Genomic DNA, 12270 nt, shown 5'->3' with positions numbered 1-12270 from the left:
TGCCTGCGGGATCGTGTGATTGTAGCCTTACAACTGGGCGTAAATCCGAACCATATGTTAGTCATTCCGGTGATTATTTAGACGCGAATCTAGAAAGCAGCCCCCAACATTCATAGAGCTCATGTCGGCCACATAGAAAAGACACCAAGCCTTGTTAATTTGCTAGGCCCTGAGCGCATCATGGCCTTTGGTGTCAGCACCAATGCAATGAGGTTCAGGCGTGCGATGTTCGCCGTGATAGATAAAGGTCAGTTGTCGTTTTTTATGGATGGCATCCGAAATCGACTGTCGGAGAATGTTAACCAATTCCTTTTGGTTCCAATATGCCTGACGGTACCTTGGCAGAGGGTGATTCCGCTAGTGGCGCAAATTGACGAAGGCCGGCGGTGTTAAAAGTTGAGCGGAATAGACAATTATATTCTCAACGATGGAAGGCCGGATCTCTCTTGCCGAAGTTAATTGAACAACAGTACCCAACAGGTAAATACCAAATTCACGGAAATTACATACCCGAAGAAAACCATGCCAAGCGCATAGAGTGAAAAAATGGCATCTCTAGTTAGTCGGCGGCAAACGTTGAAATAATCTCTAACCTCGACATAAAGTTCAACTAGCTTACCTTCATCGTACTCAACCATCATGAGCACTGATGTAGTAACCTGTGAATCCAGTAGATTGGGGTCCACGTCCAATGCGTATTTCCGAAGCACGGTTACACCGATGTCTTGACTCTCGTTTTGGTTTTGATGGAGGTGAATTGCGAGATAGTTCGCGAGTTGTTTTGGATGAAGAACTTTGGAGCCAAAGTTAGCCTCGTTACCATAATCGACAATGAATTTTGGACAGTACAGCGAGAAAAGCAAGTTTGCCAAAAAAAAGCAGAGAGAACCGAAGAAAAAAACCTCCCAAGCAAATGGAACGACTACTTTATCTAGGAAGTTTGTATGAAAAATCTCAATTTCTTTTTCTTTTGCTATGCTCATAAGCCAAGCAAGAGGGGGCACCATGTAAACCCAAACTAAGGCAGATTTGACAGCTTTACTTCTAAGCCTCTCTCCTAACCACCACCAACTGCGGCCAAACCGACTCAGCGGATCAAAGAAAGGCATATTAGTCAGTAACTTTTCGAACCGTGTCATGGAATTGCACTCCTTTGTCTTCACTATTCTTCTCTGAATAGTATAAAATAAGAGGTTCGCTCCGGCAGTGTTTTTCTGGTTCAGACATGGCGCGTACGATTTTCCGATTTGTGCGGCTTGCAACTTACTGCATGAGCGAGGCCTGTAATGGCGGAGAAAGTCAGGTTCGAGCTCCATTGCTGCTCTTCTGCAGCGCGGTTAAGCTCTGAGCTGTTACTCAAAGGAAATAATTTGATGGCTTTTCGATTTCAGAAACGAATTAAATTCGCGCCGGGTGTGCGGCTGAACGTGTCCAAAAGCGGTGTAAGCACAAGTCTTGGTGGCAGAGGTGGAACTGTCAATCTCAGTTCCAAGGGCGTGCGCACTACGGTAGGCATTCCGGGGGCGGGCCTGTCTTGGTCCAAGCTAACCGGGTGGTCCGATGCCAAAACCATGAGGCCAGAAGACGAGTTGTTGCAACTGGGGAAACTCTTAGATCGCCAAGCAAGTGCTTTTAACACCCTTTCCCCCAAAACCAACAAGGTCTCAGAAAGCTGGAACAAGGCTGTAGCAAGCTTTGAGGGCGGTCGCGGCCCTAGCGTCTCAAAGTTTCAGACCCTGACAAAGCGTTTTGATACCGCGATGACTGGGTACCAAAAAATCGAAGATGCCGCTGCCGATCAAAATGCAGAGTTGCAGGCAATTACGGATCGCCTATGCGGCATAAGATTCGGCATGTTCGGTGGAAAGCTGAAGGCCGCACAGAAGGATTTGCTTTCTTTGGCTGACGAACATCGGCACGGTGCGCAAAAACTACTGGATGCCCTGAACCGCCTGCGGCGCGAAGTCGGGTTCGAGCTTTCGAACGCCGAAAGCAAAATTTGATCAGGTCCGTTTAGACGCCTTGGTGGAGTATGGTATACGCTTAGTCACACTCATAGCGGTAATGCACTCGGCGGTTCGTAACATACTTCACGAACGAAGCGACACATACGGTGAAGGTCTGGTTTGGGCTCAAACTACCTGTCTGAACCCACTGCAGAAAATGGCTGCACCGAGCCCACTGCTGCGGTTCGCGACCGCCAGTGTCGCACCTGCAGCGAATGCCCACTTGGTGGCCTCTGCCGCGAAGTAGCCTGTGGCACGGCGATTAGGGCCATCGGTCTGAATGCATCTCCTTAGCGGGATTTGGCGGCAGCTTTATTGGGATTCACGCGTCAATTCGTTGGGAATTCGCAAAAGGCAGTGTCTTTAGCTCAGAGACGATCACCTAGTTAAATGGATAGAAAAAACCCCGCCGAGTTGGGGCTCTGTATACCCAGGCGGAGCGAAGTTTCGGCTCAATTTGTGATAGGGTGCCAAGCGGAATATCATTGACCATCCTTCCTGACCGATACCACACCCGGCCCGCTAGCCGTGTCGCCTTCGTCCAGGAACTGAATGCCTTGGGCTTCGAGAGCTGAGCGTATCGCATCCGCTGTATCCTTGCGGCCACCAATAGGTCCGTCCTTGGTTTCGAGCCTTGCTATGGTTGGATAAGAAACCCCTGAACGCTCAGCCAAGTCCATTTGGGACCAAGCCAAAAGGGCCCTTGCCGCTTTGATTTGCCTAATTGATAGAATTTCTATTGACATTTGCACTGCTCGTTATGATATATTTTCTATCAATACTACAGCCGGAGGACATAGCAATGCAAGAACAACGCGCCAGCGCGAACCGGGAAAGTGCGGCCACGCTCGAAAAATACATCCAGGAATGCCAGGAAATGGCCACAGATATTTCCAGCCTGATTGAGTCGGCTGCTGTAATCGACAACGAAGGCACATATCCCAACGGCGTTACGGCTCTGCTGAAAGTGTCCGGTGGCATGGCAAACCATTTGGCGGCAAGATTGGACAGCGTGAGCTTGCCAAGGGTGCAGCCATGACGGACAGAGAAAAAGCGATGGCTTTTGAATTCAAGCTAATCAGCGTCGGAAATCTAGTTGAAGCCTTGCAACTGGTTTGTTCTGATTTTGCTCAGGCAGCGATTCAGGACCCAGAACTGAATCGGCTCCGCAGCGCCGTCATCGGAATAGGCGATGGCTTAGAAAGGCTGGTTGCCGACAACACCTGAATTTTAAGTACCAAAGAAGGGCGCGGCATTTCCTGCGCCCGTTTTACATTTTGAGATTTGATATGTACCAATACAGCACCAACCGGCATTGGTCGGACCAGTTCTTGCCCGAAATAAAGAGCATCATTGGTTCGCAACTCCTGCAGGCCGCGCCAGATCCACTGGACCATTTCCAAGCCACGGACCTGTTGATGCTGGACGCCAAGGACATGCGGATCGCGGCGAGGGTGCGGCGACATGGATATGCAGCCAGATACCCGCATCAATTCACCATTCGGGCCAAGCTGCCAACTGGCGCTGAAACAGAGTTGTCCAAGATAGTGAACGGCTACGGGGACTGGATGTTCTACGGCCATGCAGGACCGAACGGACAATCGATTGTAAACTGGTGGTTGATTGACCTGCGGGCGTTCAGGGCGGCGCTGATCCGGCACAGGACATCAGGTGCTCATTTGCACATGGGTGACAAGCGCAACCCAGACGGGACGTGCTTCAAGTGGTTTGATATCCGGTCTTTCCCTGAAGATCCACCGTTGGTGGTGGCGAAAAGCTAATCGAATCTTCAGCGTAAAAAACCACCTTACACGAAGCAATCTCTTGCTATTCGGCTGCCTCGAGCTGAATTTTCACACTCTCCTCAAGACGCTCGCGTTGCTTCTCGTTGAGTTTTTTATGGGGTTTCCCTGCAGCTTTTGCGCGCGCAGAAATATAGGCCTCGTAGGTAGATACGAGCTCTTCAAATGCCTCTTTCCACTTGCTTTCAGAGGCGTTTTTCACCTTCAAAACAAGTTCTTCGGACACGATCCGAGTCATTTTTTAGCTCCCAGCCAAAACGGTGTATGTGACAGTGAGCTATACTCGAGTAGCCTACTGTCAAGTGCTGAATATCATGCAGAATGCGGCTTTAATAGGGCGTTGACCACCCGCGCGCGGAAACGTGCCTGAAAAGTTTTCTTGACATAATTCATCATATCTAAAAGCCTCAACGCCGAATTATAGCATAAGTAGCGTTATGACGACACATTTTATGACGGTCGGTGATGCGATTAGCCGCATTCTACCTCAAGGCACGAACCCATCAACCGTGCATGACCTTATTCACGAATTGATCGGCAACAACAACGCCGAACAAGCCCCCCATGCTCTCTGGTTGGAGCCTCCTTTATTGCCACCCGACATGTTTGCAGTGTCCGGGTTTCTTTGCAAAGTGGGAGGTGTCATCCCCTTTTTTGATCCATCACCTTTCGCTGAAGACTTGCCCGGCTGCCATTTTACACTGTCACGAAAAGTACGAAACTTGGCGGACAGTGCAGCCAAAACATGGCAGAACAACGCAGAGAGCCTACCACCGGAATCTGTAAACTCCGCTTGGCGTGAATTGATCGCAGCTTGGGACATGTCCATTTACGCAGCGACCTATGACGACCAACAACAGTCAGCACCAGACTGGTGGCGCGCTGCGATGTTCTTGGTGTTGGTTTCCGATATGGTATGCGACAGAATTCTTCGCGATCCGCTCCCAAATGTTCCTGTCAGCAAGTTCGAAAAAGGCGTTAAGCTGCTGTACAAAGGCAAGGACGAAGACGACTTCAGGCCACCCGCGACATTAGGGTTTATGGCCGATCCAATGGTTGCATGCGTGCAGCCGAAGGTACGCGTCGCTCCAGTTGGTGCAACCCTCCGTAATGCCACAAGGAGTCTTTCTCTTCTTCCTCCAAAAGGGGAAGTCAGATGCTACTGGGACCTTTCAGTTGATCTGCCGTCCAACGAGGACTACGAAACCCTAGATATCCTATTGATCCCAGCGCCTTTTCTACTGCATTCAAAGGACTTCCGTGCACACGACAATGGTAAAGTCAACAAGAAGGACCTCAGGTACTCAAAGAAGAATTGGGAGAACTTTCACTTAGACCAAAACTGGATAAAATCTGAAGAAGATAGACAGAGCTTACTGGCAAAGTGCAAGGCACTGCTTGAGCAAGCGCAGAAAGAGTCAAACTGCGTAAATGGTGTCATTTTACCTGAATATGCCCTAGATTACAATTTTTTCGAGTTGCTTTGCGATGAGTTGAAGGCGGAAGAAGAGGGTTTAGAGTTCATCATTTCGGGCAGTAGAGACAACTGCGATGGCGAGGTTGGAAACACTGTACTGACGCGTGTGTGGGTAGAGAGGAACCTGCACACTACTGTTAGCAGAAAGAAACACCACCGCTGGCGGATGGACCGCAAACAGGTTGAAACGTATGCCCTGTCAGCATCGCTAAATCCAAAGATCCAGAACTGGTGGGAAACTACCCCTCTCGGAAGGAGAGAAATATATTTTCATCGGTTTCGCGAGAAATCCGTTTTTTCGGTGTTGATATGTGAGGAGTTGGCGCGCTCGGACCCCTGCCATGAAATTCTCAGGTCGGTGGCCCCAAACTTGATTTTTGCACTTCTTCTGGATGGTCCTCAAATTAGAAACAGGTGGCCCGCTCAATACGCGTCGAATTTGGCCGATGACCCAGGCAGTTCTGTGCTCACTTTTACCTCCTATGGGCTGATTGATAGGTCCAATAAGCAAGGCCATTTCGATGCCAATCACTCAATTGCAATGTGGAAAGACGACACAGGCAAGATAGTCGAGATTCCAATGCCGCCTGGGAAGGACGCACGCGGAGTGTTGCTTTCACTCTGGTCTGAACATGTCATAGACATGACTATAATGGGCAAACAATCAGAGGCACGAACATGGCGTTATTCAAGCCATTTTCCAGTAACGCTGGAATAGGGGTATTGGGCATTGATTAAGCAGAGAAATCCCACCAATTGTCCCCCATATGTCCCCCCTCACAACAATGACACATCCACGTCACCCAGTTTGGTGATGCGGAGAACCTTCCAAGCATTTGCTCTATTTAATAAAAAAGTGGTGAGCCGTGCAGGATTCGAACCTGCGACCCACTGATTAAAAGTCAGTTGCTCTACCAACTGAGCTAACGGCCCACTCTTTTGTTTGGATCCTTTGGATCCGTGGCGCTCTGTAAGGCATTTTCCCGACTGGGTTCAAGGCCTTATTTCACACCTCGTTACGCCTGTAGTTTCTTTCGAAACGGCGTCCCGATAGGCGGCCTACTTAGGCAGGTGGCGCAAGGGGGTCAACCCCTTTTTTCACGAATCTGCGCCACAGGGTGGATTCCCATCCGCAGCAACGTTATATGCCCGCCATGCAAGGAATTCAGAACACCGGATTGCCCTTTATGAAGATGCATGGGCTGGGCAATGACTTTGTCATTGTGGATGCGCGCGCGCATGAGGTCGGGGTGACACCAGCCTTGGCTCAAGCCATTGGGCATCGGCAGTTTGGGGTTGGTTTCGACCAGCTCGCCGTCATCGAAAAAGGCGCCTCAGATGCGCATCTGGTGTTCTATAACGCCGATGGCTCGACCTCGGCCGCCTGTGGCAATGCCACCCGCTGTATCGCGCGGTTTCTGATGGAGGAAACCGGCAAACAAACCCTTACCCTGACCACCGAGCGGGGAACGCTATACGCAAGCGATGCGGGGGACGGGCTGACCTCGGTAAACATGGGGCCGCCGCAGCTGAACTGGCAGGATATCCCGCTGGCCGAAGACGTGGACACGCTGGAGCTGCCGATTGAGGGCGCCCCAACCGCCACTGGCATGGGCAACCCGCATTGCACCTTTTTCGTCGAAAATGCCGAGGCGATCCCGCTGGCAGAGTTCGGTTCGCGCTATGAATACCACCCGCTCTACCCGCAGCGGACCAACGTGCAGGTCGCGCAGATCATCGGGCCAGATCACATCCGCATGCGGGTGTGGGAACGCGGCGTGGGCATCACCCTGGCCTCTGGGTCATCCTCCTGTGCAACCGCCGTGGCCGCAGCCCGGCGCGGCCTGACCGGACGCAAGGTGCAGATCGAGTTGGACGGCGGCACAATCTGGATCGACTGGCGCGACGATGGCGTCTGGATGACCGGCCCCACGGCCCATGTCTTCTCGGGCCTGCTGACGCCGGAATTCCTAAGGTCGCTGGGATGAACCCGCCCAAATTCACCACGCTGGGCTGCCGCCTGAACGCCTATGAAACCGAGGCGATGAAAGAGCTGTCACAACAGGCAGGTCTGACCGATGCGGTGGTGGTGAACACCTGCGCCGTGACCGCTGAGGCAGTGCGCAAGGCCCGGCAGGAAATCCGCAAACTGCGCCGCGAAAACCCGAATGCCCGGCTGATTGTGACCGGCTGCGCTGCGCAGACAGAACCGCAGACCTTTTCCCTGATGGAAGAGGTCGATGCCGTTATTGGCAACTCGGAAAAGATGCGACCCGAAACCTGGAAAGGCATGGCGGCGGATTTCATTGGTGAAACCGAAGCCGTCCAGGTTGATGACATCATGTCGGTTACCGAAACCGCTGGCCACCTGATCGACGGGTTTGGCACTCGTTCCCGCGCCTATGTACAGGTTCAGAATGGCTGTGACCACCGCTGTACCTTCTGCATCATCCCATATGGCCGCGGTAATTCGCGCAGCGTCCCCGCGGGCGTTGTTGTGGACCAGATCAAGCGTCTGGTCGATAAGGGCTATAATGAGGTCGTTTTGACCGGCGTCGACCTGACCTCATGGGGGGCTGACCTGCCTGCCCAGCCAAAGCTGGGTGATCTCGTTATGCGCATCCTCAAACTGGTGCCGGATTTGCCGCGCCTGCGGATCAGCTCGATCGATTCGATCGAGGTCGATGAAAACCTGATGCAGGCCATTGCCACAGAACGCCGCCTGATGCCTCACTTGCATCTGTCGCTGCAGCATGGCGACGATCTGATCCTGAAGCGGATGAAACGCCGCCATTTGCGTGACGATGCGATCCGCTTTACCCAAGAGGCCCGCAAGCTGCGCCCCGAGATGACCTTTGGCGCTGACATCATCGCCGGTTTCCCGACCGAGACCGAGGCCCATTTCGAAAACTCGCTAAGGCTGGTTGCCGATTGCGATCTGACATGGCTGCATGTCTTCCCCTACTCCAAACGCGAAGGTACACCCGCTGCCCGCATTCCGCAGCAGGTCAACGGCAATGTCATCAAAACCCGCGCCGCCCGTCTGCGTGCCGCTGGCGAGGTGCAGATTGCCAAGCACCTGACCGCCCAGGTTGGCAAGATACATCACATCCTGATGGAAAACCCGCATATGGGCCGGACCGAGCAGTTCACCGAAGTCACGTTCAAAACCGCTCAATCCGAAGGGCAAGTCGTGACCGCCACCATCACCGGCCGCTCCGCAACACAGCTCAGCGCCTGATCCGCCCCTTCCACCTGCATGCAACAAAAAACCCCCGCTGCCAGTGGCGCGGGGGTTTTTAACTTTTCAGAAAAGGCGCTTAGTGTTTCTTCTTACCTTTAACGCCTGCCCACAGACGCTTGTTGACCAGATACAGAAGCACCGACAGAAGCGTCAGGAAGACAACACCGACAAAGCCCGAATACTTACGCTCCATCATCTTCGGTTCAGCCGTCCACATCAGGAAGGCTGCAACGTCTTCCGACATATGCTCGACGTCATTTGCGTGGCCATCGGCAAACTCGACCTGCTCATCCGACAGCGGGGGCGCCATCGAAATCCAACCACCGGGGAAGGCGGTGTTTTCGTACAGAACCGTTCCCGCTTCTTCCTTTTCGTGGCCGGTATAACCATCCAGCAACGAGGCGATGTATTCCGGGCCGCCCATGCCGTTGACCAGCTGGTTGATCCCCAGACCGTAAGGGCCGTGGAAACCGGCACGCGCCTTGGCCATCAGGCTAAGGTCGGGTGCGCCAACGCCATCATTGGCGGGGAAATGGTCAACGGGTTTAGCCGGGCGGAAATCGTCCAGCTCGGGGTCGAACACTTCAAAGTTGCCCGCCGCATAGGCGGTGACTTCGTCTTCCGAATAGCCCAGCGCTTCGAGGTCACGCAGAGGCACATAGCGCAGGCCGTGACAGGCCGCGCAAACCTCGGTGTAAATCTGCAGGCCGCGCTGCAACTGGTGTTGATCCCAGGTTCCGAACGGGCCTTCGAATGAGAATTGGAAGTCCTCGATATGCTGTTCGCCTCCGCCTGCCGCGTTAGACGCGACAGGAGCGAGTGCGATAGCAAACGCGGCACCGATTGCAAGTTTCTTGAACATGTTTCCGGTCCCTCTTCTTACTCGGCCGGCGTGGCATCGGCGTCAGCCTTGCCATAATGCGCGTTGAAGTCTTCTTCGATGGTTTCCGGCTGTGCATCGGGTTTTTCGATGACACCCAGAACCGGCAGGATCACGAAGAAATAGCCGAACCAGTAGGCCGATGCGATTAACGAGAAGGTCGCATAGGGCTCTTCTGCGGGCATCGCACCCAGCCACATCAGGGCAAAGAAGTCGACGATCAGCAGGTAGAACCACCATTTGAACATCGGCCGGTATTTACCCGAACGTACGGTCGACGTGTCCAGCCACGGCGCCAGAGCCATAGCCAGGATCGCACCAAACATCGCCAGAACACCAAAGAACTTGGCGTCAATGATGCCGCCGGTGATGAAGCTGGCGAATTGAACAACCCAGACCTCGCCGGTAAAGGCACGCAGGATCGCGTAGAACGGCAAGAAGTACCATTCGGGCACGATATGTGCCGGTGTTACCAGCGGGTTGGCTTCGATGTAGTTATCCGGGTGGCCCAGATAGTTCGGCATGAAACCAACAATCGCCCAGAACACAACCAGGATGACCGCCAGTGCGAACAGGTCCTTGATCACGAAGTAAGGCCAGAAGGGCAGCGTGTCTTTCTCAGCCTCGGCTTTCGAACCGCGGCGAACCTCAACACCTGTCGGGTTGTTGTTGCCGGTGGTGTGGAAAGCCCAGACATGCACGATGACCAGCGCCGCAATTACAAAGGGCAGCAGGTAGTGCAGCGAGAAGAAGCGGTTCAGCGTGGCGTTGTCCACAGCCGGTCCGCCCAGCAGCCAAGTCTGGATCGCGTCGCCCACAAACGGGATCGCACCAAACAGGCCGGTGATCACGGTCGCACCCCAGAAGGACATCTGACCCCAGGGCAGAACATAGCCCATAAAGGCAGTGCCCATCATACAGAGATAGATCAGCATCCCAATGATCCACGTAACCTCGCGCGGGGCTTTGTACGAGCCATAGAACAGGCCGCGGAAGATGTGGATGTATACCGCGACAAAGAACAGCGATGCGCCGTTCATGTGCAGATATCGCAGCATATAGCCGCCATTCACGTTGCGCATGATGTGCTCGATGCTAGCAAAGGCCAGATCAACATGCGGAGTGTAGTGCATCACCAGAACGATACCGGTGACAATTTGCAGGACCAGGCAAAACGCCAGGACGATGCCCCAGATCCACCACCAGTTCAGGTTCTTGGGGGTTGGGATCATCAGGGTGTCATAGATCAGGCCGACGATGGGCAGGCGGCTGTTCAGCCACTTCTCGCCACTTGTCTTCGGCTCATAGTGATCGTGGGGAATTCCGGACATCTGGGTCTCCCTTAGCCGAGTTTGATGGTGCTGGCGTCCGTCCACTCAGCGGGCGGAACGGGCAGGTTTTCAGGTGCAGGACCTTTGCGGATACGGCCAGCCATATCGTAATGCGAACCGTGGCAGGGGCAGAACCAGCCGCCAAAGTCACCAGCATCGCCCAGCGGGACACAACCGAGATGAGTACAGACGCCCATCTGGACGATCCAGGCACCTGCGGCTTCGCCTTCCGGCGACGGCATCACGCGGTTTGCATCCGTGGCCGGTGCATCAGCATTCAGATTGAAGTTACGGGCCAGCGGGTCAGGCAGGGCATCCACGCCATCGGCGTCCTGCTTCTGCGCTTCGTCGATTTCGACACCGGTGCGGTGACGGATGAACACGGGTTTGCCCAACCATTTGACGGTCAGCTGGGTTCCGGGCTCGACACCGCTCACATCCACGCGGATCGAGGACAGGGCCTGAACGTCTGCCGAGGGGTTCATTTGGTTGATCAGGGGCCATACGGCTGCACCCGTCGCAACGACACCTGCGCCGCCAGCGACGTAGTAGAGGAAATCTCTGCGGGTGCCTTCGTGGTCTTCTGCGTGGGACACGAGGTTTTCTCCGATTCCGGCGCCCGGCAATACCGGGCAAACATGCATCAGCACCGCATCAAAGCGGCGTCTCATCGCGGCTATCTATCCGGGAGAAATCGGTTCGTCCAGCGGTCATAGGCGCGCACTACGCCGCATCTTGGCATTCATGTCACAACGAAAGGCGTTTTTTTCAAGGGATGGGCCGGATTACCCGTGAAGGTTTGCCCTGCCGCGCGGGTGGTACAGGGAGTGATTCGGATGGCAACCAGGCAACGAAAACACCCTCACAACACAGAACCGAAGACTGTTGATCGGCGAAAATCTGCAAAATTCTGACCTGATTTTGCCACGCAAAAATCCACTTCGATTGAATCTACCTTGGTAAAAATAATGAGTTAAAAATAGATATTTTTCAACACACTAGATGAGTCTCAATTCGATTGCACATTTGGCTGGAATGTCCGAAGGGCCTGTAACAGGACCAACCTTAGCGGGATTTTTCCATGCCAAAGCTTTTTACAGCCACTCTGACCTTCGCCCTGACTCTTTCATCGCAATCCTTCGCCGCCGGCGATCCGGCAAAGGGGGAAAGCCTCTACAATCGGTGCTCTTCGTGCCATGCAATTATCAAAGATGGAAAAGTTCTGGTCAAAGGCGGCATCACCGGGCCGAATCTCTATGGGGTTGTAGGCCGGGTGGCCGGAACAGAAACCGATTACCTGAACGGAAGCGAACGCCTACCAATCGGGATGTACACCGATGACATGATCCGTGCTGGCCAGGAAGGGCTGGTCTGGACACAGGAAAACATCGTCGAATATTCGCAGGACCCGATTGTTTTCCTGAGGGATTATCTGGATGACGAAACCGCCCGTCCGAACATGAGCGTCAAACTGAAAAAAGGGGCTGAGGATGTCGCCGCTTATCTGGCGACCTTCAGCAACTGACCAGC

General features: G+C 53.7%; 14 protein-coding genes and 1 tRNA gene. 8 read left to right on the top strand and 7 right to left on the bottom strand.

Annotated elements, in window-relative coordinates:
- Positions 1-455: 455 nt before the first annotated feature.
- A complete protein-coding gene (locus AC2FLB_RS15115) occupies positions 456-1139 on the bottom strand; it encodes a hypothetical protein (RefSeq protein WP_496709548.1) in 684 nt (227 codons plus the stop codon).
- 147 nt (positions 1140-1286) lie between these two features.
- On the opposite strand from AC2FLB_RS15115, the gene AC2FLB_RS15110 reads away from it, so the two are divergent.
- Positions 1287-2003, top strand: a complete 717-nt coding sequence (locus AC2FLB_RS15110; protein WP_496709547.1) for a DUF4236 domain-containing protein — start codon at positions 1287-1289, stop codon at positions 2001-2003.
- Between the two features lie 485 nt (positions 2004-2488).
- Here the strand turns inward: AC2FLB_RS15110 and AC2FLB_RS15105 are convergent, their stop codons facing one another.
- Positions 2489-2752, bottom strand: a complete 264-nt coding sequence (locus AC2FLB_RS15105) for a helix-turn-helix transcriptional regulator (RefSeq protein ID WP_496709546.1) — start codon at positions 2750-2752, stop codon at positions 2489-2491.
- A 56-nt stretch (positions 2753-2808) separates the two neighbouring features.
- On the opposite strand from AC2FLB_RS15105, the gene AC2FLB_RS15100 reads away from it, so the two are divergent.
- The 3 genes from AC2FLB_RS15100 to AC2FLB_RS15090 all read left to right on the top strand — a co-directional run bounded on the left by AC2FLB_RS15100 (position 2809) and on the right by AC2FLB_RS15090 (position 3787).
- The gene (locus tag AC2FLB_RS15100; protein ID WP_496702810.1) at positions 2809-3045 is read left to right on the top strand and encodes a hypothetical protein; all 237 of its coding nucleotides are present in this window, start codon (positions 2809-2811) and stop codon (positions 3043-3045) included.
- Complete coding sequence (locus tag AC2FLB_RS15095) at positions 3042-3233, top strand: hypothetical protein (protein ID WP_496702812.1); 192 nt, start codon at positions 3042-3044, stop codon at positions 3231-3233. The genes AC2FLB_RS15100 and AC2FLB_RS15095 overlap by 4 nt, the downstream gene beginning before the upstream one ends.
- A gap of 62 nt (positions 3234-3295) precedes the next feature.
- Positions 3296-3787 (top strand): hypothetical protein, encoded by a 492-nt coding sequence (locus AC2FLB_RS15090; RefSeq protein ID WP_496709545.1) that lies wholly within the window; start codon positions 3296-3298, stop codon positions 3785-3787.
- A 46-nt stretch (positions 3788-3833) separates the two neighbouring features.
- Here the strand turns inward: AC2FLB_RS15090 and AC2FLB_RS15085 are convergent, their stop codons facing one another.
- A complete protein-coding gene (locus tag AC2FLB_RS15085) occupies positions 3834-4046 on the bottom strand; it encodes a hypothetical protein (RefSeq protein WP_496709544.1) in 213 nt (70 codons plus the stop codon).
- 199 nt (positions 4047-4245) lie between these two features.
- Between AC2FLB_RS15085 and AC2FLB_RS15080 the strand changes: the two genes are divergently transcribed.
- Positions 4246-6003, top strand: a complete 1758-nt coding sequence (locus AC2FLB_RS15080) for an HMG-box domain-containing protein (RefSeq protein ID WP_496709543.1) — start codon at positions 4246-4248, stop codon at positions 6001-6003.
- Positions 6004-6142: 139 nt separating this feature from the next.
- Here AC2FLB_RS15080 and AC2FLB_RS15075 read toward each other — a convergent pair.
- A tRNA-Lys gene (locus tag AC2FLB_RS15075) sits at positions 6143-6218 on the bottom strand.
- Positions 6219-6430: 212 nt separating this feature from the next.
- Here AC2FLB_RS15075 and dapF point away from each other — a divergent pair.
- Complete coding sequence (gene dapF / locus AC2FLB_RS15070; RefSeq protein ID WP_496703180.1) at positions 6431-7273, top strand: diaminopimelate epimerase; 843 nt, start codon at positions 6431-6433, stop codon at positions 7271-7273.
- Entirely contained in the window at positions 7270-8526 is a 1257-nt protein-coding gene (mtaB, locus tag AC2FLB_RS15065; protein WP_496709542.1) for a tRNA (N(6)-L-threonylcarbamoyladenosine(37)-C(2))-methylthiotransferase MtaB, read from the top strand. Before dapF ends, mtaB begins: the two co-directional genes overlap by 4 nt.
- 79 nt (positions 8527-8605) lie before the next feature.
- Here mtaB and AC2FLB_RS15060 read toward each other — a convergent pair whose 3' ends face one another.
- From AC2FLB_RS15060 to petA, 3 genes are read right to left on the bottom strand one after another with little or no spacing between them, the layout of a single operon-like run.
- The gene (locus AC2FLB_RS15060; RefSeq protein ID WP_142640228.1) at positions 8606-9391 is read right to left on the bottom strand and encodes a cytochrome c1; all 786 of its coding nucleotides are present in this window, start codon (positions 9389-9391) and stop codon (positions 8606-8608) included.
- A 17-nt stretch (positions 9392-9408) separates the two neighbouring features.
- Positions 9409-10740, bottom strand: a complete 1332-nt coding sequence (petB, locus tag AC2FLB_RS15055; RefSeq protein ID WP_142640230.1) for a cytochrome b — start codon at positions 10738-10740, stop codon at positions 9409-9411.
- Positions 10741-10751: 11 nt separating this feature from the next.
- Entirely contained in the window at positions 10752-11336 is a 585-nt protein-coding gene (gene petA, locus AC2FLB_RS15050) for a ubiquinol-cytochrome c reductase iron-sulfur subunit (protein WP_142640296.1), read from the bottom strand.
- Between the two features lie 485 nt (positions 11337-11821).
- Between petA and AC2FLB_RS15045 the strand changes: the two genes are divergently transcribed.
- The gene (locus AC2FLB_RS15045) at positions 11822-12265 is read left to right on the top strand and encodes a c-type cytochrome (protein ID WP_496692653.1); all 444 of its coding nucleotides are present in this window, start codon (positions 11822-11824) and stop codon (positions 12263-12265) included.
- Positions 12266-12270: the final 5 nt, after the last annotated feature.

The sequence above is a fragment of the Ruegeria sp. CDSA236 genome, from assembly GCF_059611285.1.
This window is presented reverse-complemented; position numbering and strand designations above follow the sequence as displayed.

Excerpts from the sequence above, each read along its gene's own strand:
- AC2FLB_RS15115 (WP_496709548.1), bottom strand. The coding sequence starts at position 1,139 with ATGACACGGTTCGAAAAGTTACTGACTAATATGCCTTTCTTTGATCCG.
- AC2FLB_RS15110 (WP_496709547.1), top strand. The coding sequence starts at position 1,287 with ATGGCGGAGAAAGTCAGGTTCGAGCTCCATTGCTGCTCTTCTGCAGCG.
- AC2FLB_RS15105 (WP_496709546.1), bottom strand. The coding sequence starts at position 2,752 with ATGTCAATAGAAATTCTATCAATTAGGCAAATCAAAGCGGCAAGGGCC.
- AC2FLB_RS15100 (WP_496702810.1), top strand. The coding sequence starts at position 2,809 with ATGCAAGAACAACGCGCCAGCGCGAACCGGGAAAGTGCGGCCACGCTC.
- AC2FLB_RS15095 (WP_496702812.1), top strand. The coding sequence starts at position 3,042 with ATGACGGACAGAGAAAAAGCGATGGCTTTTGAATTCAAGCTAATCAGC.
- AC2FLB_RS15090 (WP_496709545.1), top strand. The coding sequence starts at position 3,296 with ATGTACCAATACAGCACCAACCGGCATTGGTCGGACCAGTTCTTGCCC.
- AC2FLB_RS15085 (WP_496709544.1), bottom strand. The coding sequence starts at position 4,046 with ATGACTCGGATCGTGTCCGAAGAACTTGTTTTGAAGGTGAAAAACGCC.
- AC2FLB_RS15080 (WP_496709543.1), top strand. The coding sequence starts at position 4,246 with ATGACGACACATTTTATGACGGTCGGTGATGCGATTAGCCGCATTCTA.
- dapF (WP_496703180.1), top strand. The coding sequence starts at position 6,431 with ATGCCCGCCATGCAAGGAATTCAGAACACCGGATTGCCCTTTATGAAG.
- mtaB (WP_496709542.1), top strand. The coding sequence starts at position 7,270 with ATGAACCCGCCCAAATTCACCACGCTGGGCTGCCGCCTGAACGCCTAT.
- AC2FLB_RS15060 (WP_142640228.1), bottom strand. The coding sequence starts at position 9,391 with ATGTTCAAGAAACTTGCAATCGGTGCCGCGTTTGCTATCGCACTCGCT.
- petB (WP_142640230.1), bottom strand. The coding sequence starts at position 10,740 with ATGTCCGGAATTCCCCACGATCACTATGAGCCGAAGACAAGTGGCGAG.
- AC2FLB_RS15045 (WP_496692653.1), top strand. The coding sequence starts at position 11,822 with ATGCCAAAGCTTTTTACAGCCACTCTGACCTTCGCCCTGACTCTTTCA.